The 25032-nt window shown below is 47.6% G+C and carries 28 protein-coding genes; 21 read left to right on the top strand and 7 right to left on the bottom strand.

Features of this window, described 5'->3' with window-relative positions; genetic code table 11:
- The first annotated feature begins 168 nt into the window (after positions 1–168).
- Positions 169–783 carry an NAD(P)-dependent oxidoreductase gene (locus KNQ18_RS09805; RefSeq protein WP_215084652.1) on the top strand — a complete coding sequence of 205 codons (615 nt, stop codon included), beginning with the start codon at positions 169–171 and terminating at the stop codon, positions 781–783.
- 260 nt (positions 784–1043) lie between these two features.
- On the opposite strand, the gene amyS is transcribed toward KNQ18_RS09805, so the two are convergent.
- Positions 1044–2585, bottom strand: coding sequence for an alpha-amylase (gene amyS / locus KNQ18_RS09800; protein WP_058712913.1), 1542 nt, complete (start codon positions 2583–2585; stop codon positions 1044–1046).
- A 337-nt stretch (positions 2586–2922) separates the two neighbouring features.
- On the opposite strand from amyS, the gene KNQ18_RS09795 reads away from it, so the two are divergent.
- Together KNQ18_RS09795 and KNQ18_RS09790 are read left to right on the top strand one after the other, a co-directional pair.
- On the top strand, positions 2923–3747 hold the full coding sequence (locus KNQ18_RS09795; protein WP_215084650.1) for an endonuclease I family protein: 825 nt from the start codon (positions 2923–2925) through the stop codon (positions 3745–3747).
- Between the two features lie 360 nt (positions 3748–4107).
- On the top strand, positions 4108–4692 hold the full coding sequence (locus KNQ18_RS09790; protein WP_023467654.1) for a YdcF family protein: 585 nt from the start codon (positions 4108–4110) through the stop codon (positions 4690–4692).
- A gap of 52 nt (positions 4693–4744) precedes the next feature.
- On the opposite strand, the gene KNQ18_RS09785 is transcribed toward KNQ18_RS09790, so the two are convergent.
- The gene (locus KNQ18_RS09785; protein WP_023467655.1) at positions 4745–5296 is read right to left on the bottom strand and encodes a hypothetical protein; all 552 of its coding nucleotides are present in this window, start codon (positions 5294–5296) and stop codon (positions 4745–4747) included.
- A 134-nt stretch (positions 5297–5430) separates the two neighbouring features.
- Positions 5431–5604, bottom strand: coding sequence for a YtzI protein (ytzI, locus tag KNQ18_RS09780; RefSeq protein WP_023467656.1), 174 nt, complete (start codon positions 5602–5604; stop codon positions 5431–5433).
- Positions 5605–5730: 126 nt separating this feature from the next.
- Between ytzI and KNQ18_RS09775 the strand changes: the two genes are divergently transcribed.
- Positions 5731–6834, top strand: a complete 1104-nt coding sequence (locus KNQ18_RS09775) for a PP2C family protein-serine/threonine phosphatase (protein ID WP_035408959.1) — start codon at positions 5731–5733, stop codon at positions 6832–6834.
- 80 nt (positions 6835–6914) lie between these two features.
- Here KNQ18_RS09775 and KNQ18_RS09770 read toward each other — a convergent pair whose 3' ends face one another.
- Complete coding sequence (locus KNQ18_RS09770; RefSeq protein ID WP_023467658.1) at positions 6915–7850, bottom strand: magnesium transporter CorA family protein; 936 nt, start codon at positions 7848–7850, stop codon at positions 6915–6917.
- A 122-nt stretch (positions 7851–7972) separates the two neighbouring features.
- On the opposite strand from KNQ18_RS09770, the gene KNQ18_RS09765 reads away from it, so the two are divergent.
- The gene (locus KNQ18_RS09765; RefSeq protein ID WP_023467659.1) at positions 7973–8341 is read left to right on the top strand and encodes an Hpt domain-containing protein; all 369 of its coding nucleotides are present in this window, start codon (positions 7973–7975) and stop codon (positions 8339–8341) included.
- Between the two features lie 46 nt (positions 8342–8387).
- Here KNQ18_RS09765 and KNQ18_RS09760 read toward each other — a convergent pair whose 3' ends face one another.
- Positions 8388–9266: a chemotaxis protein CheV gene (locus KNQ18_RS09760; RefSeq protein ID WP_023467660.1), complete on the bottom strand. Its 879-nt coding sequence runs from the start codon at positions 9264–9266 to the stop codon at positions 8388–8390.
- A 218-nt stretch (positions 9267–9484) separates the two neighbouring features.
- Here KNQ18_RS09760 and KNQ18_RS09755 point away from each other — a divergent pair, with 218 nt between their 5' ends.
- The 11 genes from KNQ18_RS09755 (at position 9485) to KNQ18_RS09705 (ending at position 18955) form a co-directional block, all read left to right on the top strand.
- The gene (locus tag KNQ18_RS09755; RefSeq protein ID WP_050678501.1) at positions 9485–10924 is read left to right on the top strand and encodes an NADP-dependent glyceraldehyde-3-phosphate dehydrogenase; all 1440 of its coding nucleotides are present in this window, start codon (positions 9485–9487) and stop codon (positions 10922–10924) included.
- Between the two features lie 173 nt (positions 10925–11097).
- Positions 11098–12069 carry an MBL fold metallo-hydrolase gene (locus KNQ18_RS09750; protein ID WP_149427006.1) on the top strand — a complete coding sequence of 324 codons (972 nt, stop codon included), beginning with the start codon at positions 11098–11100 and terminating at the stop codon, positions 12067–12069.
- Entirely contained in the window at positions 12069–12827 is a 759-nt protein-coding gene (locus KNQ18_RS09745) for an SDR family NAD(P)-dependent oxidoreductase (protein WP_075642049.1), read from the top strand. Before KNQ18_RS09750 ends, KNQ18_RS09745 begins: the two co-directional genes overlap by 1 nt.
- 19 nt (positions 12828–12846) lie before the next feature.
- Positions 12847–14043 (top strand): ABC transporter substrate-binding protein, encoded by a 1197-nt coding sequence (locus tag KNQ18_RS09740; protein ID WP_215084648.1) that lies wholly within the window; start codon positions 12847–12849, stop codon positions 14041–14043.
- Positions 14030–14788, top strand: a complete 759-nt coding sequence (locus KNQ18_RS09735) for an ABC transporter permease (RefSeq protein WP_215084647.1) — start codon at positions 14030–14032, stop codon at positions 14786–14788. The genes KNQ18_RS09740 and KNQ18_RS09735 overlap by 14 nt, the downstream gene beginning before the upstream one ends.
- Positions 14785–15534, top strand: coding sequence for an ABC transporter permease subunit (locus tag KNQ18_RS09730; protein WP_251133336.1), 750 nt, complete (start codon positions 14785–14787; stop codon positions 15532–15534). The genes KNQ18_RS09735 and KNQ18_RS09730 overlap by 4 nt, the downstream gene beginning before the upstream one ends.
- On the top strand, positions 15506–16393 hold the full coding sequence (locus KNQ18_RS09725; RefSeq protein ID WP_064300242.1) for an ABC transporter ATP-binding protein: 888 nt from the start codon (positions 15506–15508) through the stop codon (positions 16391–16393). Before KNQ18_RS09730 ends, KNQ18_RS09725 begins: the two co-directional genes overlap by 29 nt.
- Position 16394: 1 nt before the next feature.
- On the top strand, positions 16395–16976 hold the full coding sequence (locus KNQ18_RS09720; RefSeq protein ID WP_023467668.1) for a CDP-alcohol phosphatidyltransferase family protein: 582 nt from the start codon (positions 16395–16397) through the stop codon (positions 16974–16976).
- Between the two features lie 11 nt (positions 16977–16987).
- Positions 16988–17557 carry an NUDIX hydrolase gene (locus tag KNQ18_RS09715; RefSeq protein WP_251133335.1) on the top strand — a complete coding sequence of 190 codons (570 nt, stop codon included), beginning with the start codon at positions 16988–16990 and terminating at the stop codon, positions 17555–17557.
- Positions 17558–17720: 163 nt separating this feature from the next.
- Entirely contained in the window at positions 17721–18257 is a 537-nt protein-coding gene (locus tag KNQ18_RS09710) for a PadR family transcriptional regulator (protein WP_023467670.1), read from the top strand.
- A gap of 80 nt (positions 18258–18337) precedes the next feature.
- The gene (locus KNQ18_RS09705) at positions 18338–18955 is read left to right on the top strand and encodes a hypothetical protein (protein ID WP_050678495.1); all 618 of its coding nucleotides are present in this window, start codon (positions 18338–18340) and stop codon (positions 18953–18955) included.
- Positions 18956–19021: 66 nt separating this feature from the next.
- On the opposite strand, the gene KNQ18_RS09700 is transcribed toward KNQ18_RS09705, so the two are convergent.
- Entirely contained in the window at positions 19022–19681 is a 660-nt protein-coding gene (locus KNQ18_RS09700) for a type 1 glutamine amidotransferase domain-containing protein (protein WP_023467672.1), read from the bottom strand.
- 67 nt (positions 19682–19748) lie between these two features.
- Positions 19749–20603, bottom strand: a complete 855-nt coding sequence (locus KNQ18_RS09695) for an aldo/keto reductase (protein ID WP_023467673.1) — start codon at positions 20601–20603, stop codon at positions 19749–19751.
- Positions 20604–20771: 168 nt separating this feature from the next.
- Between KNQ18_RS09695 and KNQ18_RS09690 the strand changes: the two genes are divergently transcribed.
- From KNQ18_RS09690 to KNQ18_RS09670, 5 genes are all read left to right on the top strand, one after another.
- The gene (locus KNQ18_RS09690) at positions 20772–21302 is read left to right on the top strand and encodes an NUDIX domain-containing protein (RefSeq protein WP_149427011.1); all 531 of its coding nucleotides are present in this window, start codon (positions 20772–20774) and stop codon (positions 21300–21302) included.
- Positions 21303–21403: 101 nt separating this feature from the next.
- Positions 21404–21886 carry a ferric iron uptake transcriptional regulator gene (fur, locus tag KNQ18_RS09685; protein ID WP_023467675.1) on the top strand — a complete coding sequence of 161 codons (483 nt, stop codon included), beginning with the start codon at positions 21404–21406 and terminating at the stop codon, positions 21884–21886.
- 125 nt (positions 21887–22011) lie between these two features.
- The gene (gene xerD, locus KNQ18_RS09680; RefSeq protein ID WP_149427012.1) at positions 22012–22896 is read left to right on the top strand and encodes a site-specific tyrosine recombinase XerD; all 885 of its coding nucleotides are present in this window, start codon (positions 22012–22014) and stop codon (positions 22894–22896) included.
- 118 nt (positions 22897–23014) lie between these two features.
- Complete coding sequence (gene deoB / locus KNQ18_RS09675; protein ID WP_055967084.1) at positions 23015–24187, top strand: phosphopentomutase; 1173 nt, start codon at positions 23015–23017, stop codon at positions 24185–24187.
- A gap of 18 nt (positions 24188–24205) precedes the next feature.
- A complete protein-coding gene (locus tag KNQ18_RS09670; protein ID WP_029341181.1) occupies positions 24206–25018 on the top strand; it encodes a purine-nucleoside phosphorylase in 813 nt (270 codons plus the stop codon).
- Positions 25019–25032 lie beyond the last annotated feature (14 nt).

Raw genomic sequence — 25032 nt, 5'->3', positions numbered from 1 at the left:
TCCTGTTTTTAAGGAAAAAATATCCATATGTACTTAGGAAGATTTTAGCATACACGCTTAACAAATAAAAACAATTTTCTGAAAATAAAGACAAGGTGAGACGATTCATTTTCAAGTGGTGAGGGTATGATGGAATCAGTGGTTCTTGAAAGAGAAAGGGTGTTTTGTATGAAATTGATTATTTTTGGAGCGACGGGTCAAACGGGGCAAGAACTGGTCAAGCAAGCGATTGATCACGGGCATGAGGTCACAGCATTTGTCCGCAGTCCGGAAAAACTGACACTACGTGACGAACGGTTACACGTCGTTAAAGGCGACGTGCTCGATCAAGAAGCGGTGACGACTGCTGTTGCCGGGCAAGAGGCTGTCCTGACGGCTCTTGGCACAGAAAGTCTTGCATACAGCGGCTTTTTAGAACGGAGTATCGTCCGGATCGTGACAGCGATGAAAAAACAGGGGGTAGACCGGATCGGTTATGTTGCGTCTGCCGGTGTTGATGATGAATTACCGGGTGTACAAGGGATGCTCGCTCAGCGGATTCTGAAAAATCCACTGAAGGATCACCGCCAAGCGATCGCGCTTTTGCAACAAGCGGATTTGAACTATACGGTAGCTCGACCACTCCGTTTACTGAACGGTCCGTTGACGGGACTTTATCGTCAAGCAGATACAGGTGTACCGGAAGATGCGAAACAGATCAATCGCGCAGATGTGGCGCATTTCCTCTTACAGGCAATCGAGACAGAAGATCATATCAAATCGAGTGTCGGTCTCGCTGAATGATGAAGAAGGGGCTGACTCAAAAGTCAGTCTCTACAAAGATAAGGGTGGCAGAATGATAATCTGCCATCCTTATCTCGTAACAAAAAGAATGACGCGTCACACGCCACTCCTACAGGAACAAGCGCATTTATGCGCTGTCAGAGACGAACAAGACCCGCTTTCCTGCTTAAATGAAGCAGGAAAACTGGCTTGTGTCTCGCCTGAGGAAAGGGCGTGAAAAGACGCGTCATTCTTTTTTTGAGTCAGCCTCTTTTGATTGCTTATTGTTGACGATAGACGGAGACCGAACCACCGTTGACGAAGAATTGACCGTAGCCATCTTGATTGATCGTGACCGACTTCGTGTTGTTTCCAGTGATGTCTGTCCAAACTTCTCCTTTGTTCTGAAGCCCGACGTACATCCACTTGCTACCGCCAGGACCATCTGACAGAATCGTCGCAAGACCTGATTTCGCACGGTCTGAGACACCTTCACGTGTCCAACCGATGATGTCTTGGTTATCGAGGTAATCATTTTGTTTCCCGAACGCGAAGTCCTTTCGTGCTTTAAGTAACGGATCAATCTTCGAAGCGAGTGCTGGAATTTCGCGATTCGACGTACCTTTTGTACCATAGTAGTCACCATAGAAGACCGACGGATAGCCTTGTTCACGTGTCAGAATCATCGCGTAAGCAAGCGGTTTGAACCATGACTGAACCGTTGATTCAAGCGATTGTCCAGGCTGCGAATCATGGTTCTCTACGAGTGTGACGGCTTGGACTGGATTGCTCTTGACGAGAGTACCGTCAAAGATCGTCCGCATGTCATAGTACCCGCCGCCTTTACTTGCCTGTTCGAACTTATAATGAAGCGGTGCATCAAAGACGGATTGTTGATAATTTGTCCGACTTAAGTAGTTTTGCAACGTGCCGAGATCGTTCTGCCAGTACTCTGCGACTGTAAACAAGGGTTTGCCCGTCGTCTGACGAACGTTCGCGAGCCAGTCCGCTAAGTAACCGTGTTTGATATGCTTGACGGCATCGAGACGGAACCCATCAAGACCAAGTTCGTTGACGTACCATTTACCCCAGTTCTTCATTTCTTGCTGGACTTCTGGATGATCGAAGTCGAGATCCGCATACATCAAGTAATCGTAGTTGCCATTTTCAGTTGAGACATCCGTATCCCACGCTTTACCGGTACCGCGGAACTTGTAGATGGCACTCTTAGAACGTGATTGATCCCAGTCCGTGCCGTCGAAGTGGTACCATTTCCACTTGAAGTTCGAGTAGAGGTTATTTCGTGCTGCAAAATTGAAACCCGTCCATGCCTGGATTTGATAATCGCCAGAGACTTCTTGATTACGGTTACCCGGGTTGACTTCGACTGCCGTGACGGCTTCCGTGAAATCGGCGCCACCTTTATGGTTCATGACGACATCACCATAGACATCGATTCCGGCGGTATGCAATTGTCCGATCGCCGTTTTTAATTGCGCCTTTGTGCCGTATTTCGTACGGACCGTTCCTTTTTGGTTGAACTCACCTAAATCGTACAAATCATAGGCGCCGTACCCGACATCATTTTGCGAGGTACCTTTGTAAGCAGGGGGAATCCAGACCGATGTGATCCCGAGCTGATCGAGCTTTGTTGCGTCACTCCCGAGACGGTTCCAGTGGTTACCGTCATTTGGCACATACCATTCGAAATACTGCATCATCGTTCCGTTGTCTGCCGTTGCGCCGACTGCAATCGGTTGCGCAAGTGGCGCTAAAAAAGCAGCGGATGCGACGGTTGCTAAAATCCATCTTTTTTGTTTCACGTAAAGACCTCCTTATGATTTGCGAAAGCGCTTGCATTATTTATTATAGGGAAGCTTCAGACAGGAGGAATATCGTCCCGGATTCTTATTTGTATGTCTCTTTTGTTCGTGACTTTTGACCCTAGAATATTTCTTCTGAAGAACTATTTTGATGAGATTGACGTCATGAATGAAAAAAATCAGGACCATCTAACCGTTGCCTTTCAATGAATATTCTGAACGACGACTCATCTTCAAAAAAGCAGGTCTATCGTCCATCTTCCACCAGGAATGGATTCGGTGTGAAAATGAGCGTGTAACATCCGCTCTCATACATACCATTTAAGGGGGAACACACATGAACTGGAAGTCAAAGGTCACAGGTGCGCTTGCTGCAACACTTGCGCTCGGGTCAATCGTCTTTACACCGGTCACAGCAAAAACAGTTGATCCAAAACAAGTTTCAGCTGGTCCGCAGATGGTCACGTCACAATCGACGATCGATGCGTACTATTTACCAGCAGCGGGGAAGACAGGGGCAGCGTTGAAGGCATCGCTGCACGATATCATCGATAATCATACACAAGTGTCATACGACACGGTATGGACAGCACTGAAAGAAACGGATCAAGATCCAAACAATGCGAATAACGTCATCGAGTTATACACGGGGAAATCGATTTCAAAGAGCAGTAACGGTGGGAATGTCGGTCAGTGGAATCGTGAACATGTCTGGGCAAAGTCGCACGGTGACTTTGGCACGACGAACGGTCCTGGAACAGACTTGCATCACTTGCGTCCGGAAGATGTCGTCGTCAACAGCGCACGTGGGAATCTTGACTTCGACAATGGTGGTACGAAGTACAGTGGATGTGATTGCTACCGCGATAGTGATTCGTGGGAACCACCGAACCGTGTCAAAGGTGACATCGCGCGGATGATCTTCTACATGGCGGTTCGTTATGAAGGTGGCGGAGAAATCGATCTCGAAGCTTCTGAAAACGTCAATAATGGTACGAACCCGTTACATGGCAAATTGTCGACGCTGAAAGCATGGAATAAGCTCGACCCAGTTGATAGCTTCGAGAAACGTCGCAACGATGTCATCTTCGAGAAGTGGCAAAAAAACCGGAATCCATTCATCGATCATCCGGAATACGTAACATCAATTTGGGGGAATTGATGACGAGTCAGTGAATAGGAAAGGGGCTGACTCAACAGTCAGTCTCTACAAAGATAGGGGTGGCAGAATGATGATCTGCCACCCCTATCTTGTAACAAAAAGAATGACGCGTTTCACGCAACTCCTACAAGGAAAAGCGCATCTTTGCGCTGACAGAGACAAATAAGACCCGCTTTCCTGCTTGAATAAAGCAGGAAAACGGGCTTGTGTCTCGCCTGAGGAAAGGGCGTGAAAAGACGCGTCATTCTTTTTTGAGTCAGCCTTTTTTCATTGAGTCCGAACCTGTTATGCTGAAACTTTTTTGGAGAACCATTCGTATTGCCTACAGTAAGCCATTTTTTAGTAGAGAGGTCGTACGGTATGATCAAACGCACGTTTAACAAACGAAACATCAAATGGATGGTCGGTGGGGGACTAGTCGCTTGTGTCGCCTTCTGGTACAGTGTCGGTATTTTCGTCAATAAAGGGGAACGGCCACTCGCTGATGGGACGTCACCGTATGTCATCGTCCTCGGTGCGGGTGTCAAAGGAGAAAAACCGTCGCAAATCCTACATAACCGGATTCAGGCAGCTGCGGCATATGGGAAACAACATTCAGAAGTCCGCTTCATCTTGAGCGGTGGACAAGGTCCAGATGAAGATATTTCAGAAGCAGAGGCGATGCGTCGCGGGATGGTGGCATCTGGGATTGCTGAAGAGCGGTTGATCCTTGAAGCCGACTCGACATCAACGACGGAAAATCTACAATTTTCAAAAGCGTTGTTGCCAAAGGACGTTCGTCGCGTCTCGATCGTCACGTCAGACTTTCATCTGTACCGTGCGCGACAAGAGGCGAAACAACTTGGTTTACAGACGGATGCGATTCCGGCTGAAACGCCACTTTCAGGAGTCCTTCGATTTGGAATGCGCGAACGCGTTGCGATCGTTGTTCAATTCCTACGCTAAAAACCCCGACATGCTGAACATGTCGGGGAGAAAGAAGAAGTGCATTGAATGATTAGATGCCTTCACCTTTATGTTTTTCCTCAGAAGATTGAGAATCATTTGCTTGTTTGTCGGAAGCATCATGCTCAGCAGGTGGTTCTTCTTTGCCGAGTGCGACATCCTTCGCTTCGACGACTTTATTGCTGATTGCATTCAAGTCACCTTTCGTCTCATTTACTGTCTCTTTCACCGTCGAGGCATCTGATTTCACCGTTTCAAGCTCTGTGTTCACTTTGTCATAGACATTTTGAACGTCAGATGCGACTTCTTGAATGATGCTTGAAGCACTCTTCACTTGATTGATGACTTGTGATGCTTTACCTGACGGGTCTTCCTTAATAGAAGAAGCGAGGGTAGAGACGGAATCTTTCGCTCCCCGTAAACTCTGTTTCGTATTTTGGCGAGACGAAGAACTAAGTAGCGTCAATAGACCGCCGACAAGGGCACCGAGCAACATCCCTGTGACGAGATTGATTTGACGACCTGATGATTCTTCCTGATCGAACTGGCGATTCGGATGTTCTGCGTGTGCTGCGTGTGGATCATGTTGAAGCTTCGGTTCCATGATGAACACTCCCTTGAGATAATATTTAACCATGATATGGATATACCCTTGTGAGTGAATAAAAAACATTTAAAAATAACATGTATTTGAAATGAATATAAAAAAGACCATCGTGATATGATGGTCTAAGAGGTTCATTTGTTGGATGAATCATCATCATTTTCGTGACGAAGTTTTCGGTTGATTTCATCATAATCGATTTCGATATCATCTTTGTTGCCTTTGTAGCCATATCCTTTCGAAATGACGATGATCGAGGCGACCAAGACGAATACGATGATGAGAATGGAGACGACATATAACCACATAGTCCACTCCTCCTTTCGTTCACTTTCTAGTATGACGGAAAACGCAGCTTCCGTCTAAACGAAATTGTAGGTTGTGTGCTAAACTGATGTCAGATAAACATGTTAAACGGAACGAGGTGACGGCGTATGAGTATTTTGGTCGTAGATGATGAGTTAACGAATTTAATGCTCCTAGAGCGATTGTTAGAAAATGAAGGCTATGACGTCGTCAAGGCGATGAGTGGGGAAGAAGCAATCGAATTGATGGAGGATCCGTTATTCATCGAACAGTTGGACGTCGTTCTCCTCGACGTCGAAATGCCAGGAATCAGCGGAATCGAGGCGACACGTTTGATTCGAAAACGGTTTGGTCTTGATGAATTACCGATTCTGATCGTTTCCGGGCGATCAAACGAAGAAGATATCGTTGATGGACTGAATGCAGGAGCATCGGATTATACGACGAAACCGATCCGTAAAACGGAATTGCTCGCGCGAGTTCGTAACGCGATTGGTCTGAAGCAAGCAATCGATGCGCGAAAACGATATGAAAAAGTATTACAGGAAGACTTTGATTTGGCGCAAAAACTGCAACAGAGTGTGCTCAGTGCGAATATCGAAGACGATGAGATCCGCATCATGGCGACGTATATCCCTTCTAAGAAATTAGCAGGAGATATGTACGCCTGGTACCGCATCTCTCAAAATAAATACGGCATCATCTTGTTTGACGTCATGGGACACGGTGTCTCTTCTGCGCTGATCACGATGGGAATGAGTTCGATTTTGTTCGAACTCGTGCACCGGATTGGTGATCCAGCACAAGTACTTGAAGAATTGAATCAGCAGATGAGTCGATTGTTCCCGGGAGACGAGACAGAAATCTATTTCACTGCCGTTTACCTCTACATCGACCTAGATGAGATGAAGCTCAGCTATGCGAACGCAGGGCACCCACCTGGTTTGTTACGCATGAATGATCAAATCATTCCGCTTGAGAATACGGGACTTCCTGTCGGTATGTTCGAAGACTCGACGTATTCGAGCAAGACGATCGACATCGTCTCACCAGGATGTGTTTACTTGTACACGGATGGTTTCATGGAACTCTACAGTAAAGGCATTGATGAAGGAATCCACGCCATCCAGAATCTGATCGAACAACAAGGACCGAACATCCATCAGTTGATTCAACCGGATCAGAGCGATGAAGCGGATGACTTATGTCTCGTGACGGTCGAAATCAATTAACCTGTAAATGAAAAGACTCAGCGAAGGAAGCACCGTCGCTGAGTCTTTTTTGAGTCATACAAGCTCTGAATCTACTTGAACTAAAAGAACCTTCTCCGCCATAAGATGAAGGCGGCAAGACCAGAGAAGAAGATCATCATACCGAAAACAATCCAGAATCCGATGACTTCTCCTTCCCATGGAACGTGGACGTTCATCCCGAACATCCCGGAAATCATCGTCGGAATCGAGATGACAATCGTAATCGAGGCAAGGAACTTCATGACGAAGTTGACGTTGTTCGAGATGACAGAACCAAACGTATCCATCGTCGAACTGATGATGTCTTTATAGATTTGAGCCATCTCCATCGCTTGTCGGTGTTCGACGAAGACGTCTTCCAGTAAATCTTCATCATCTTCATGTTTCTCAAGACTCGGAGTCTTAATGATTCGGTCGAGCACACCATCGTTCGATTTCAAGGACGTCATGAAATAGACCAATGATTTTTGAAGGTTCATCAATTGAAAGATTTCTTGATTTCGCATCGAACGTTGAAGTTCTTCCTCAAGTTCGTCCATACGACGATCGATTTGACGCAAGAAACGTAAATACGAGGAACTGACTTTATAGAGAATCTGGAATACGAAGCGCGATCGGTAATTCGTCCGGAATCCTCGCAACTTACCACTCGAGAATAACGTCAGGACATCGAGCTGTTGCGAACAAACGGTAATGAAATGACGGGATGTCACGATGATACCGAGCGGAATCGTATTATAACGGCGTCCTGATGATTCTTCTTCGATGTAGGGAACGTCGACGATCATCAGTAGACCTTCTTCATCTTTTTCAAAACGTGGTTTTTCTTCCACGTCCAAAGGGTCATAAATGAAATCCTCTGGAATATTCGTAGCAGCGATGACTTGGTCGGCTTCGTCCTTTGTCGGATTGACAAGATGGATCCAGGAACCCTTCGTGAACTCCTGTATCTCGTTGACTGCCCCGGTGACATCGCTTCGATAAATCGTCAACATATTGTCTATCCCTCCTGCTCTTCACTGTCTCATTATAGAAATAGAAACGATGGCGTGTAAATGATTCTCCGATTTTTTTTTACGAAGATTAGTGATAAGATGAAAACAGAGGAGGGGAAGACATGCCTTTTTTTAATGCTAAGAAGCTCGAAGAACTTCAATCGATCGCGGGTGGGGATCACGCGTTCCTTCAAAAAATCGGAGAAACGTATATCGCGCAGTTCGATCGAAAGTTTCCTGAACTAAAAGATGCCGTCGCCAAGCAAGATGCTGAGCAAACTGAAAAGCTCGCTCACTTGCTAAAAGGTGCTTCCTATTCCGTTGCCGCTGATGATTTAGCTGATGATTTCGAACTGCTTGAAAAAGAAGCAGAATCTGGTTCAATGACCGGAACACAAGAAATCGTCGATCGGATTGAGCAATGCATGGTGGAATTCCGTGTCGTCTGGCTCGATGTGTTTACTGGAAAAAATCTTGACGCGCTGCGTTGAGCAATCGAATAGATCAAAAAAGCCGACATGCTGTCGGCTTTTTTTCTTATAAGACGTATGAATCGACCGTTTCGATCAAACGACCGATTTCCGGTTTCGTGATTTGTGCATTGACACCAACCGACTCACCTTTATGGCGTAAATCGTCGGAAATCAAGGAAGAGAAGACGATGATTGGCAATTCCGCATAACGATCATCTTCACGGAGTCGTTTCGTCAAGTGTAGTCCATCCATCTTCGGCATCTCGATATCGGTGATCAGGAGGTCACAGTTGCTTCCGTTCTCAAACGCATCAAAAGCTTCCTTACCATTGATGAACCATTTCAGACCATGGTAACCGGCTTCCTCGAGTGTTTCGATGATCAACGTCCGGAGCATTTCCGAGTCTTCGGCGATCCAGATGACTTTGTCGGACCGGTCACGGGACTGGACGCGACGCCCTTCTTCGCGGGCGAAGATATCCTTGCGTGAGAGCTCAAGTGCGATTTTTTCGTAGTCGAGCAAGATGATCATTTTGTCGCCCGTTTTGACGACACCGTTCGTTAATCCCTCAATGCCACGAGCGAGTTCGTTTGGTGTATCGATCTGTTCCCATGAGATACGACGGATTTCCGTCACGGAATCGACACGCAGGACGCTTTTTTCCCCATTAAATTCACAGATGATCAATCGATCCTCGGTTGCTTCATCGTGTGGAACACCAATGACCGTCGGCAAATCGATGACTGTCATGACTTCGCCACGCAGTTCAATCAATCCTTTAACAGCGTCCGGTGTACCTGGGAGTGGTGTCATCGGGAGCGGAACGATGATTTCCCGAACCTTCATGACGTTGATTCCAAACGTGTATGGTCCGCAATGGAAGATGACGATCTCGAGTTCGTTCGTGCCGGCTTCTAATAAAATATCGTGCTGATTATACATATGGTTGTGCCCCTTTCCATTACCTTCACTTCACTTCTGACTAGTTATCGGCATGCTACGCTAAAAATTCTAGTTCTGAATTGACAAAAAAAGTGTTGTAATCGCTTTCATAATATGTTAAGCAAAAAGTTTGGCATTTGTCAGACCAATTGATTACAATAAGCTATGCAGCCACACACTGAAATGAGAGAGATAAAAATAAATGGAGGTAGAGTGGAATGACTACAGCAACAACCTACACATTTTTACTAGATGGACAATGGCATGAAAGTGAATCAAAAGAGACGATTGAAATCTCTTCACCATATAAAGAGGATCTTGTCGGTCGCGTCCAAGCGATGACAAAACCGGAAGTCGATCGTGCCATCGCTTCAGCGAAAGCGGCACAAGCAGAGTGGGCAAAACAACCAGCGAACAAACGGGCTGAATTGCTTCACGCTTGGGCAACGGAACTCGAAAAACGTGCGGACGAAATCGGTGAAGTCATTATGCGCGAAGTCGGTAAAGGACGTGCAGATGGCGTCAAAGAGGTCAAACGAACAGCTGAAATCATTCGATACACAGCGGAAGAAGGTCTCCGTTTCGACGGTCAGATGATGCAAGGGGATTCATTCCCTGGTGGTAGCGCGAAAAAAATCGCGGTCATCAAAAAAGCACCACTCGGCGTCGTGCTTGCGATTTCACCGTTCAACTACCCAGTCAACTTGGCAGCAGCAAAACTTGCACCTGCCCTCATGACAGGAAACGCCGTCGTCTTCAAACCGGCAACACAAGGTTCGATCAGCGGTATCTTGATGGTCGAGGCACTTGTCGCAGCAGGTCTTCCAGCTGGACTCGTCAACATCGTCACAGGTCGTGGATCGGTCATCGGTGATTACTTGACGGCTCACCCGGGTATCAACATGATCACATTTACTGGTGGTACAGGCACAGGACAACATTTGTCGCGTCAATCGGCAATGATTCCACTTGTCCTTGAACTTGGTGGAAAAGACCCAGCGCTCGTTCTTGAAGATGCGAATCTGTCACTTGCGGCAGACCATATCATCAGTGGGGCGTTCTCTTACTCAGGTCAACGTTGTACAGCAATCAAACGCGTTTTCGTTCTTGATCATCAAGCGGATGCACTCATTGAAGAACTCAAGACACGAATCGCGAAATTGACAGTCGGTTCACCTGAACAAGACAGTGTCGTCGTGCCGCTCATCGACACGAAATCAGCGGACTTCGTCGAAGGCTTGATCACGGACGCAACAGACAAAGGCGCAACGCTCGTCTCAGGTGGCGGACGTACGGCGAACTTGATCGAACCAACACTTCTTGACAACGTGACACGCGACATGCGCGTTGCTTGGGAAGAGCCGTTCGGACCAGTTCTTCCAATCATCCGTGTCAACTCAGTCGACGAAATGATCGCATACTCAAACGAATCAGAATACGGTCTTCAAGCAAGTGTCTTCACAGAGAATATCGATGCTGCGTTTGCAGTAGCGGATGCGCTTGAAACAGGTTCTGTTCAAATCAATGGTCGGACGGAACGTGGTCCTGACCACTTCCCATTCATCGGTGTGAAATCATCGGGTCTCGGCGTTCAAGGCGTCGGACGTAGCTTAGCTTCGATGACACGCGACAAATTAACAGTCCTCAACTTAAAATAAGTTTCTGACCGACCTTTCAATCTGCGGAAAGGTCGGTTTTTTGTGCATCCATTTCTCACGCCGTAACGTAAGCTAGAAAACAAATGTCATCCTTTGACGCACAAAGTTTGGCGCTATAGCTTCATTCTCTCTATAATGAAAGAAAATGGACGAGAGAAAAGAGGCGTGTAGGTATGACTGTATCAGACGAAATCATCCCGATTCCGATTCCGACACCATTTCCGGTTGGAGACGTGAACTGCTATGTACTACGAACGGAAGGGGAAAACATCCTCATTGATTGTGGACCGGATACGCTTGAAGCATGGCAAACGATGCAACGGACGCTTGCACGACATGAACTTCAGGTCGAGGATTTAGATCGTGTCATCGTGACACATCACCATGCGGATCATGCTGGGATGGCACATCGCTTTTCAGAGAAAGGCATTCCCGTCTATGGACATGCGCGATTACGCCCATACTTGGAACAGGACGAGACCTTCTTGAACAACGGGGACGCATTCTTGCGTCGATTGGCGACATCGTTTGGCGTTCCGGTAGCGATTCAAGAGATGTTACCAAGCTATCAATCTGCCTTGAAATGGCTTGGAAAAGGTCAACTTGATTTCACATTAAAAGAAGGCGACGCGATTACGCCGTCTGGGCGATACCGTGTCATCGAACTACCGGGGCATGCAAGTGACCAAATCGGAATTCTAAGTGACGATGGTGTATTGTTCGCGGCCGATCACCTGCTCGACCGGGTCGAGCCGAATCCATTGCTCGAACAACCGCAACCAGGTGATGATGTGCTCGTAAAACGTCCTGTTCTTGCGTATCTTGACTCCTTAGAAAAATTACAAAGTGAGCAGATTCGAATCGCCTACACTGGACATGGTGCTCCGATTCGAGATGTTGCGGTACTCGTCGAAGAACGATTGATGCAACGCAAAGCACGTGGTGATCAGCTCTTGAAGTATTTTACGGGAGAACATACGTTATTCGAATTAGCACAAGTGACGTATGGAAACCGATTAAAAAAATCATTCCCTCTTGTCATGAGTGAGATGAAAGCACGCCTCGATACACTCGTCGCCCGCGGTGCGATCACGGTCGAGAAACGATCAGGTATCCTCTACTATTCAAAAGCGGAGGAAGTCTAATGCAGCTCATCAACCGGACGATTGTCATCACGGGTGCTTCAAGTGGACTCGGGGAAGCACTGGCGCGCACTCTGCATAAAGAAGGCGCAAACTTGATTTTAATTGCACGACGCGAGGATCGATTACAAACGTTAGCATCTGAACTCCAGGCAGACTACCTGGTCTACGATTTGGAAAAGGCGCCTGAAATTCTTGCAAAAACACTCGCAAATCGTTATGGACGGATTGATATTTTGATTAATAACGCAGGTTTCGGGGAATTCAGCTTCTTAGACGATACCTCGATTGAAACGATTGAGTCGATGCACCGAATCAACGTCTTAAGTCCCGTTCGCTTAACGAAGGCATGTCTGCCATTACTCAAAGAAGGTGGCATGATCGTCAACGTGGCCAGTCAGGCGGGGAAGTTGCCGACACCGAAATCAACGATCTATTGCATGACGAAAGCAGCGATGTTGCAGTTTTCGAACGCGTTACGTCTGGAGTTACGTCCAAAAGGCATCCACGTCATGACGGTCAATCCAGGACCGATCGCGACAGAATTTTTTGTCCGTGCGGATGTCGACCGGAAGTATGAGCAAAATGTCGCTTCTATCGTCCTATCGAAAGAACGACTAGCTTCGACTGTCGTCCGAGCAATAGAGCGGCGTAAACGTGAAGTCAATGCACCATGGTGGATGGAGCTATCGGCAAAAGGGTACGGCGTGATGCCACGGTTGATCGAGTGGTTAGGAAAACCGGGCTTCGATAAAAAGTGATGACGGAGGAGAACGACAAATGAAAACAAAGGTAATCAGCTTTCTTGCCCTAGGTACGCTGCTCGCAGGCTGTGGAACACCGGATGCGACACCGGAACCGAAGAATGTCTTAGGGACTTCTTATCAGACGATCGAAAAAGAAGCGGAAAAGTCAACGGTTCGGATGTATATGTGGGGCGGCGATGACGGCATCAATGCCTACATCGATGAATACGTAGCACCGCGTCTGAAGAAGGAACACAACATCACGTTAGAACGGGTCCCGATCGAGACGGCGGATATCATTCAAAAACTGCGTGCTGAGAAACAGGCAGGTAAGGAAAAAGGTGTCATCGATGTCGTCTGGATCAATGGCGATAATTTTTTAAATGCTAAAAAAGATGATTTACTGTATGGAGAAATCACAAAAGTCCTCCCGAACATGAAATATGTTGATGCTGCCGCACAGAGTTCAGATAGTGGTACGAAAACAGACGGACTTGAAGCCGCATGGGGGAAAGTTCAATATACGTTGCACTATGACGCAGCTGACGTGAAGTCGCTACCGACCGACTTGAAAGCACTGAAGTCATGGGTCAAGGAAAATCCAGGACGTTTCACTTATCCGGAAGTGACGGACTTTACGGGGAATGCCTTCGTCCGCCATGTCATGTATGGTGTCGAATCGAATGAAACCTTAAAAGACCCGAAAGCAGACTTCAAGAAGACATGGGCTTATTTGAACGACATCAAACCGTATCTCTGGAAAAAAGGGAAGACCTATCCAAAGACACTTGCCCAACTCGATCAGTTATACGCGAAGGGAGACGTTGATTTCACGATGGGCTTCAACGAACGACGGGCTGAACAAGAAGTAACGTCAGGAACGTTTCCGAAACAAACACGTCCGATCGTCTTGAAGGATGGATCAATCGCGTCAACGCATTTCCTTTCCGTACCGTTCAACGCACCGAATCCGAAGGGCGCACTCGTTGCGATCAATACGTTGTTATCACCAGAAGCACAGTTGAAAAAATACGATGCGACGTATTGGGGTGACGGAACGAGTCTTGATTTATCGACACTGAATTCGTCAGAACAAAAGCAATTCGCTGATGTACCGGCTGCGCCGTCGACACCAAAGCCAAGCGTCTTCAAAGGAAAGGTCCGGACGGAGCTCGACCCATCCATTTTCGAGATGATCCGTAAGGAATGGCCGTCTCGTGTGGCGCGGTAACGCGTATCATGCTGCACTCTTGATGGCAGGGATGGTCTTATACGGGTTATGGGTCAGTATCTCGATGACGACATCTGCTGATTACCGCGAGCTACTGACGGATGAGGTCTTTTTAGAGAGTCTAGCCGTCAGCAGTTACGTGGCCATCGTCAGTACGGTGCTCGCGCTGATCATTGGTGTGGTGCTCGCAAGGCTCTTGAGCAGAACACGACTAGCTGCGTTACTTGCGATTCCTTTATTCATCCCTCATCTAGGAGCAGCATACCTCGCGATTCTCTATTTGAGTGATGTGCCTGTCATCGGACCGCATGAAGGGAATTATTTTAGTGTCATCTTGACGTATCTGTATAAAGAAATTCCGTTCGTGTTTTTTTATCTCTTACCGGTGGTCCGGCGCCTTGATTCGCGTTATCAAGAACTCGGTATGATGCTCGGTTTATCACCAGTGCGCCGATTCTGGCATGCGCGGGGTGTTTTCCTGCTCGTTCCGATGCTTGAGGCAGCATTTATCTTGCTTGCCTTCATCCTGTTCGCATATGAGATTCCAGCACTGCTCGGCGTGACCTATCCAAAATTACTTGGCGTCTATGCATTCGATTTGTATACACAAGGCGATTTATCGGAGCAACCACTCGCTTTTGCAATGAGTGTCGTCTTGACGGGAGGACTCTTCCTCCTGCTATTGCTTATGACTGGTTTGACACGCCCACTGGCAACGAAGATCAGTAGGGGGCGAAGCGAATGATGAAAAAAATCAGTGTGACTGTATTCGTTGTACTCCTGTTCATCGTTCCTTTAATCGGTTTGATTCCAGGAGAGTGGAGTTGGAATCCGCGCCTAGAAGCGACGCTCGGCACGACCGTCGCGATGATTTGTGCCGTCGTATTGTTAAATCATCTCTTCGGGTACATGGCAGGAAAAGCGATTGCCTTTCAAACGGGGAAACGGATTCGTATAGCAGAGTTCTTGATTAGTTTGCCGCTGTTCGTTCCCGTGTTATTGCTATCATTCGGTCTCTATTTGACATGGATCCGTCTTGGTTTGGCAGATCGATTTTTCGGTGTCCTGCTCGTGTTGCTTCTGCCGACCTTGCCGTATACAGTTCGCTTGTACACGAACGGATTTCAGGCGCTCGGAGAACGGATGCTTGAACAGATGGTCTTGATTGAGGGGAACCGGTTCAAGCGTTGGTTCTATTTGACGGGACCGATGCTTCGGTCGACGTTACAATCCGTGACGCTACTCGTCACGGTGATCACGATCAGTCAGTATGCACTAGTTGCGTTGATTGGTGGTGGGATCGTCCGCATGATATCACTCGAAGTATTCCCGGCGTATTCTGGTAATTCGCAAGGGGCGGCGCGTCTAGCGACGCTGTGGTTGATCGGGTTGCCCATTCTCTTTTATGCTGGACAAGCCGTTATTTTTTCTAGTTGGATACGAATCGTACGGAGGCGTTTAAATGGAAGTCACGATACAACAAGTCAATAAACGATTTGGAACGAAGCATGTATTGTCTGATATCGATTTAAATATCGCATCTGGACAATGTGTGGCTTTAGTCGGACCGAGTGGTAGTGGGAAAACGACGCTTCTCCGCCTGATTGCAGGTCTCGAACGTGTGACGAGTGGAGTGATTCAGTTCGGCGACCGAGATGTGACTGTCCTTTCACCAAATCAGCGAGGTGTGACGATGATGTTTCAACGGTCGCTGTTGTTCCCACATTTGAACGTCGAACAGAACATCCGTCTCGGCGCCAAACAATTAACACCGATCGAGCTCGAATCCTGGTTACATCGCGTCGGACTCGAGGGAAGAGGAAAAAGTGCTGTTCACGAATTGTCAGGGGGCGAACAGCAGCGGGCGAGTTTAGCTCGTGCGCTGGCAAGTCAACCGGACTTCTTGTTGCTCGATGAACCGTTCTCGAGTCTAGATGTACCGAGACGACGGGAACTACGGACATTGATTCGGAAGTTGACCGAGGAACAAGGTGTCACGACACTCCTTGTCACACACGATCGGGAAGAGGCAATGGCGATGGCGGATATCGTCTATGTCTTAGAACAGGGGCGAATCGTCGATCATGGTACACCGATTACGCTGAGCCAGACCAGCCCGTTTTTTGGCGAAGGCATTCAAATTGAAGAAACATGGCATCCGTTGACGGCAGTCAACTTGGTCTCAAGACCGACGAAGGAAACGGATGAACGTGTTACGATTACGAAAGAACTCATTCAATACGGTGTTCGATTCTACGAAGTCGAACGAGCATCCGGAGAACGACTCGTGCTCTCTTCAGACGAGACGATTCATGAGAAAGAAGGCTATATCGTTAGAAAGGAGGGGTGACATGTTAGATACGCGTGCGCGTAAAATCGTTCAACCCCTATTTGATCAAGGGGCGACCTTATTTAAGAAAATTGGATTATCGGCGACACAGGTGACGATTATCTCCGGCATCATCGGTGGTGCGACGGGCTTTTTCGTCTATAACGACATGATGGGAACGGCGATTGTCTTGTTGTGGATCTCGGGCATGCTTGATGTCATCGATGGAACGATGGCACGAAAAGAAAAGACGACTCCAATCGGCACGATTCTTGACCTTGTTCTCGACCGGATCGTCGAGCTGTCAGTATTGATTGGTCTTGCGCTTCGGTTTCCGGAAACACAGGTCGTTATTCTGTTGCTCGTCGCATCATTCGTCATTGGGATGACGATGTTCCTTGCAATCGGAGCAGTCAGTGAAAATTACGGCTACAAGTCTTTTCAATATCAACCGGGACTCGTCGAGCGGACGGAAGGGTTCTTATTCCTAACAGCGATGATCCTGTTCCCAAGCGCCATCATTTGGATCGCAATTGTTTTCTTGATTGCTGAACTCTATACGGTCGGGGAGCGATTCCATCAAGCTTCGAAGGTGTTGCGATGAGTGAACAAGAGATGATTATGACCGTGGATCGAGCGGGCAACCTGCTCGGACCTCGTCCACGATCAGAAGTCCACGCAAACGGCTTGTGGCATGAAACGTTTCATTGTTTCGTCTATGATCCAAAGCGGGACGTCGTGTTGCTCCAGCAACGGTCTGAACAAAAGAAGGACTTTCCAGGAATGCTTGATATCACGGCAGCGGGTCACTTGCTTGCGGATGAGACAGTCGAGGATGGTGTCCGGGAACTCGAGGAAGAGATTGGTTTGACATGTACCTTTGATCAATTGATACCGCTTGGCATCCAGGAAGAGGAGTTTCGGGATGCGTCGCTCTGGGACTGTGAGCGATGCCATGTCTTTCTTGCTCGAAGTGATCAAGCGATAGACGCATACGTCCTCCAGGAAACAGAAGTGAAGCGATTGATTGCTTTTTCAATCGAGCAGTTTGAAAGAATCGCGGACATGTCCATCGAGCGCATTCAGGACACGACAGGCGAATGGTTCGATCGTCGTCAATTCGTTCCGCATCCTTCTTCTTACTGGAAACATGTCCGACAAGGAATCGAGCAATTACGTAAATAGAACGAATGGAAAAGCAATAACGCATGAAGACCTACGATCGAATGTGATTTCGCTCGCAGGTCTTTTTTTTAATCGTACATTCGTTCGACGCAAGAGTAGCGAAATTAAGATATATTTGAGATAATTAAGTATATATACAAAAGAAGGAAAGAAGGTGCAGCCAGTGGCATTACGATTTGCACTACTCGGGCTGCTGACCCAAGGGGAAGCGACCGGTTACGATTTAAGCGCGACTTTCAAAAAACAGATGATCCACTTCTGGACCGCACATCATACTCAAATATACCGAGAGTTGTTGAAAATGGAAGAGGCAGAGCTCGTGACGAGTGTCCATATCGTCCAAGAAGACTTGCCGGACAAGAAAGTCTATTCCATCACCGATAAAGGACGGACAGAGCTCGTTGAATGGTTACGGACACCGAATGAATTCAAACCGAAGATGAAGGATGAGAACTTGATGCGGGTGTCGCTCTTGCATCTGCTCCCACCAGAGGAAGCCGTTGCTTATTTGGAAGAGTCGAAGCGGCACCATCAATTTGCCGTCGAGATGATGCATAGTTGGCGTCACGACCACCTTGAGAACGGTGCGACACTAGGGGAGACCTTGACGAGTGAGTACGGCTTGCGTATGATGTTGAATTACTTGGATTGGTGTGACTGGGCAATCGCTGAAATCAAAAAGAACGAAGCGAACGTCTAACAATATTGGCTCGACTGTCATGTAGATGGCGGATTCGAGCCAGTTTTATTTTGTAATAGGATTTAGTAAGGAGAGAATCGATGTACTTTAATGACTATGAAGACTGGATTGAGGAAGAGGCGGAAGCATTATTTCGCTTACATGAAGAACCGCTGATACGAGAAGCGATCTCGTATTCGCAATTTACGGCGTATGTAGAAGAGGCACTCCTTGAACCATTATTGCTGAAATTACGTTGGCTCGGAGAAGCAGAAGAAGAGGAGATTCTAGAACGAGCGGATTCAATCGTTTGGGAGAATGCCTCAGGTCATTCGGAAGCTTCCCTTCGGCGAGATGTGTTACGACGGGTCGTCAAGCGAGACTTTACTGCGCATATCCTCGCGTACCTCACACCAATTCTTGAAGCGAGACAAGCCACTTATGAGGCGGAATTGAAGCAGCTTCAATTGGCGCATGCTGAACAAATAGATGAGGTCAAACAACACGAGCAACAGATTGAACTCGGACCACCACCTAAAAAGGTCAAAAAATGGTGGTATCTCAAAGAAAAAGAAGTAGCACGTTCCTATACGGAGGAAGAACGATCTGCGCTACAGGCACAACAGCAACAACTCGAGGACGAGTTAAAGCGACTCGAACAAAAAACACGTGAGACAGAAGCTGATCTCGAACGATTGGATTCACTTCACCGATTGTAATTCACGCCAAAAAAATGGAGCAGACGACGTTATGTCGTTTGCTCCATTTTGTATAAAGATATCGTATTAAGCTTGTGTCGCAAGTTTCGCAAGAACTAGTTTTGCGACCGCTTCACTTGAAGCCGGGTTTTGTCCTGTAACGACGTTGCCATCGATGACGGCGAATTCCTTACCGGCATCCGATGTGAGGAAAGTAGCGCCTTCGCCACGAAGTGTCGTCTCAAGCAAGAATGGTACTTTATCTTCGAGACCTGTCGATTTTTCTTCTTCGTCTGTGAAGCCGTTGATTTGACGACCTGAAACGAAAGGTTTGCCATCGATCATGACGTGCGCGAAGGCCGCTGGACCGTGACAGACTGATGCGACGACGCCATCTTTTTTGATGACAGCTTCAATGGCACCAGCCACTTGTGGGTTATTCGGGAAGTCGACGACTGCACCGTGACCACCTGGGAAGTAAACGGCATCAAATGATGCTGGATCGACTTCCGAGAGTGCTTTCGTGTCGTGCAACGCACGGCGTGCATCTTGGAATTTCGGCAAGATTTCTTTGACGATCGATGCTTTATCGATCGGGACGTCGCCACCTTTGATCGAAGTGACCGTCACGTCATGTCCTGCATCCTTAAACAGGTTGTATGGTGCTGCGAACTCTTCGAACCATAATCCTGTTTTGTGACCATTCATGTCATCTGCACTTGTTGATACGATTAAAATACGAGCCATAATAAAACTCCTCCTCTGTATGAACGTTACAAAGAAGGAGTTTCCCGGAGATATGAAGAGTTAAACCTCACCGGTGTTCCGTATAGTGATGAACCGGTAGTGTAGCAAGTGCCTGGTCGATTTGAGCTTGTGAGATCGACTCTTTCATCGCTTGGACGTTTGCCTGAAGCTGTGACACGCTCGACGCACCAGGAAGGACGATGTCGACCTGTTGATCGATGGCTTGCAACGCAAGCGCAGGAAGCGGGAAATCTTGAAGTTTTTGTAGACTCGCCTCAAGCGTTTCCTTATCGAATTGTTCGAACCGATCAACCGACTGCAGGCGTGAAGCACTCTCATGTGTCAAGAGTCCTTTTGCCAGTGGACCACGGGCAACGACTTGGATGTTTTTCTCTTTTAAGCGTGGCAACAACTCTTCGATGCGGCGATCGAGCAACGAATAAGGCGTCATCAAGTAAGAGAAATTACTATGCTCGAGCCAATATTCGATGACATTCGGGCGCAGTGACGACAGACCATATTCCTTGATCTTCCCCTCTGCTTTTAAATCTTCCATTGCGCGGATCGACGCATCGATGTCATCATCGATCGTGCCGCCGTGGACGTAATACAGGTCGAGATAAGGTGTTTCAAGACGATTCAAACTTTCAAGACAAGCTTGCTTCAGATAGTCATAACTCGGATCCCATGTCCAACCGGTTCCGGTCGCGTTCATCCGATTCCCACCTTTTGAGGCGAGGAACAATCGACTGCGATCCTCTTGTGAGAAGGTTTGACCGATGATGGATTCGACCGCTCCGTTCGCATAGACGTCCGCTGTATCGAAGTGCGTGATTCCAGCATCAAGTGCCGTCCGCAGGATTGCTGTTGCTTCCTCCTGGCCGCGCTTTAAGATCGTCATCGTACCTAATCCTAATGACATGTTCAATTCCCTCTTTTCTTAGATGAACTATAAGTTTGGAACTTCTGCATTCTAGTGTATCATATCTGATGAAAAAGACGATTTCGAAGTCTTGCGGCAATACGTCGGAAACGGCATACTAATCATGACAGAGAACGTAAACTAAGATAGAAGAGGGGAACACATCCGATGGAAGAAAAAACGATTGAACGTGAAGTGATCTATGAAGGAAAAGTCTTTGACGTCGAGAAACATGTCGTCACGTTACCGAACGGCAATACCTCGGTCCGTGAATTGGTCTATCATAATGGTGCCGTCGCGATCATTGCTTTTGATGAACAAGGTGATTTGATCGTCGTGGAACAGTACCGGAAGGCGTTCGAGAGTCTATCAATCGAGATCCCAGCAGGAAAACTCGAGAAGGGTGAAGATCCACTCGATTGTGCCGGACGCGAGTTAAAGGAAGAAACAGGATACGTCGCGAAAGAGTTACGACATGTCTTTGATTTTTACGGTGCGCCTGGTTTCTGTAGCGAGCGTGTACATATTTATGAAGCAGTCGGTCTGACTGCCGGTGATCGTCAACTCGATGAGGATGAGTTCCTTGAGAATAAGACATTGAAGCTCGAAGAAGCACTCGAACTCGTTGCAAACGGAACGATCGTTGACGCGAAAACGATCATGGCGATCCAGCATTGGCAAATTCGTACTTTAAAATGATTCTCATTTAAATGATTTTCAGTTGATAATCATTTTAATTTGAAAAAAGACTGATTATCAGCTATGATAATAGCATCAGTTCGAACAAAGGGGGCGTTATGATGGAAAGTCGTGTAGAACGCATCAAAAAACAGCTAAGCGGTAAAGGATATAAGCTGACTCCCCAACGTGAAGCGACTGTGCGTGTCCTGCTCGAACACGAGTCGGATCACCTCAGTGCCGAAAATGTCTTTCTCCTTGTAAAAGAAAAGAACTCCGACATCGGACTTGCGACGGTTTACCGGACGCTCGAATTATTGACGGAGCTTGAAGTCGTCGATAAGGTCAACTTCGGAGATGGCGTATCCCGGTTTGATTTACGACAAGAAGGTGCGAGTCATTCGCATCACCATCTCGTCTGTATCGAATGCGGATCCGTCGAAGAGATTTTAGACGATATGCTAGAAGAAGTAGAGAAAGAAATCGTGTCCCGATTCCACTTTAAAATCAAGGATCACCGCCTGACATTCCATGGCGTCTGCCGTGTCTGCCAAGAGCGTCATGCTCGGGAAGCGTTGGAACAATCGCAAACACAAACAGTCTGACCGTCCGACGAAATTTCGGATGGTTTTTCTTTTTCAATTTTTATAGGTCAGACCTCTTCACAACGGTTTACACCTTTGATATGATGGGAAAGTAAGCGATTTCGTAAACGAAGAGGATGAGTTCAGTGCGTGAACAACTGGAAGCATTTATCAATTATTTAGTGATTGAACGGCAAATGTCCGCGAATACGGCAGCTGCGTATCGAAATGATTTAAATCAATACTTACAGACGCTTGAAACAGCGGAAGTTTCCTCGTTCGAACAGGTTCACCGACATCATATCGTCGACCATATTGAACGATTGCTTGAAGCACGAAAGTCACGATCGACGGTTCGCCGGGCGACGAGCTCGATCCGTTCGTTCCATCAATATTTGGTCGAAGAGAGACTGGTAACACATGATCCGTCTCGTCATCTTGATTTACCGAAACCGGAGAAAAAGTTGCCCGTCGTCTGGAGTCAAACGGACGTCGAACGCTTGCTTGATTCGGTCGTCGGTGTCGATCCGCTTACACGACGAGATGCAGCAATGCTTGAGCTTCTCTATGGAACAGGCATGCGCGTCAGCGAACTGCTCCAACTGAAGTTGAACGATTTGCAACTCGAACTCGGGTATCTGTCGTGTCTTGGGAAAGGGAACAAATCCCGGATCATCCCGATGAGTACGACATCGATTGAAAGTGTCAGGACATATCTTGACCTCGCGCGCAATAGTCTCGGCGGTCAACAGACGGACGATGTCTTCTTGAACAGTCGCGGTGATCGTTTGTCACGGCAAGGGTTTTGGAAGATGATCAAGCGACGGGCAAAGGAAGCGGGTATTGAAAAAGAGATCACACCGCACGTCCTGCGCCATTCGTTCGCGACCCATCTACTTGAAAATGGTGCCGATTTACGCGTCGTACAAGAAATGCTAGGACACGCTGATTTGTCGACGACACAAATGTATACACACGTTAACAAAGCACGACTCCACGACGTGTATAAGAAACATCATCCACGGGCATGATGGTTCTATCTTTTAAAGGTCTGACTTCAGACAAATGATGCGTTTTGTCTAGTCCCTTTCCGGGAAAAATCGTAACGGGAATCGCACAACTACAGCTCGTATATAGGAGGAACAGCAAATGGCACAATCATTTAAACGTGTATTTTTGATCGTCATGGACTCCGTAGGAATCGGAGAAGCACCGGACGCTGAACAGTTCGGAGATCTTGGTTCGCATACGCTCGGTCACATCGCGCGTGAACGCAACGGACTCAACATGCCGAACATGGCAAAACTCGGTCTCTCGCATATCGAACCGATCGAAGGTATCTCAGCTGAAGAAGCACCGCTTGCAGCATATGGAAAAATGCAAGAAGTATCTGCAGGGAAAGATACGATGACAGGGCATTGGGAGATCATGGGACTCCGGATCGATACACCATTCCGTGTCTTCGAAAAATTCCCGGATGATTTGATTCATCGCCTAGAAGAGTTCTCGGGTCGGAAGATCATTGGGAACAAACCGGCTTCTGGTACGGAAATTCTCGACGAACTCGGACAAGAACATGTCGAGACAGGCGCCTTGATCGTCTATACGTCGGCAGACTCTGTCCTTCAAATCGCAGCACACGAAGAAGTCGTGCCATTAGAAGAATTGTACCGGATTTGTGAATACGCACGTGATATCACACGGGATGACCCGTACATGCTCGGTCGTATCATCGCACGTCCATTCCTTGGTGAAGCAGGAGCGTGGGTCCGGACAGCGAACCGTCACGACTATGCGCTTAAACCATTCGACCGGACGGTCATGAACGAACTCGAGACGGCAGGACTCGATGTCATCTCGCTCGGTAAGATTGCTGATATCTACGATGGAGAAGGCGTCACGGATGCAATCCGGACGAAGTCGAACATGGACGGGATGGATCAGCTCGTGAAACAACTCGATCGTGATTTCAACGGACTTTGCTTCTTAAACCTTGTCGATTTCGATGCGTTGTTCGGACACCGTCGTGATCCGCAAGGCTACGGACAAGCACTCGAAGAGTTCGATGCGCGTCTTCCGGAAGTGTTTGCTCGCTTAAACGAAGACGATCTCTTGATCATCACGGCTGACCACGGAAACGATCCGGTTCATGCTGGGACTGACCATACACGGGAATACGTACCATTGCTTGCCTACCATAAAAATGGTGTTGCAAAACCGCTCGGTATCCGTGAAACGTTCGCTGATCTTGGAGCGACGGTCGCAGAAAACTTCGCCGTCAAGATGCCGGCACATGGAACAAGCTTTTTAACAGAACTATAATTCGAGGGAGCGATTCAGATGACAGTCAACTGGAATGAAACACGTTCGTTTTTAGAAAGCAAGATGCAGGCAAAACCGGAGATCGGATTGATTCTCGGTTCAGGACTGGGTGTCCTCGCGGATGAGATCGAAAACCCGATCGCGATTCCATATCATGAAATCCCGAACTTCCCGGTATCAACGGTCGAAGGACACGCAGGACAACTTGTCTTCGGAACACTTGAAGGGAAACAAGTCGTTGCGATGCAAGGACGATTCCACTTCTACGAAGGATACTCGATGGACATGGTCACATTCCCAGTCCGTGTCATGAAAGCGATCGGTGTTGAGACATTGATCGTCACGAACGCAGCGGGTGCTTGTAACGAAGCGTTCGAACCAGGTGATTTGATGTTGATCACAGATCACATCAACTTCTTCGGTACGAACCCATTGATCGGGAAGAACGTCGATGAGATGGGACCACGTTTCCCGGATATGTCGAAGCCGTATGATGCGGAATTACTTCGTCTTGCACAAGAAACAGCAGATGAACTCGGAATTCGTGTCCGTCAAGGTGTCTACTTCGGAAACACTGGTCCAACGTATGAGACGCCAGCAGAAGTCAAGATGGCACGGATGCTCGGTGGCGACGTCGTCGGTATGTCGACGGTCCCAGAAGTCATCGTTGCCCGTCATTCCGATATGCGAGTCCTTGGGATCTCATGTGTCTCGAACATGGCAGCAGGTATTCTCGACCAACCGTTACATCATGATGAAGTCATCGAAACGACAGAACGTGTCCGGGCACACTTCCTATCACTCGTTCGCGGTTCGATCAAAAAAATGTAACGACTGTTTATAAA

Origin of the sequence: Exiguobacterium sp. s78, from assembly GCF_018618985.1 — a bacterium.
GTDB lineage: Bacteria > Bacillota > Bacilli > Exiguobacteriales > Exiguobacteriaceae > Exiguobacterium_A > Exiguobacterium_A abrahamii.
Note: the sequence above shows the minus strand (reverse complement) of the source record. Positions and strands in the feature narration are given on the sequence as shown.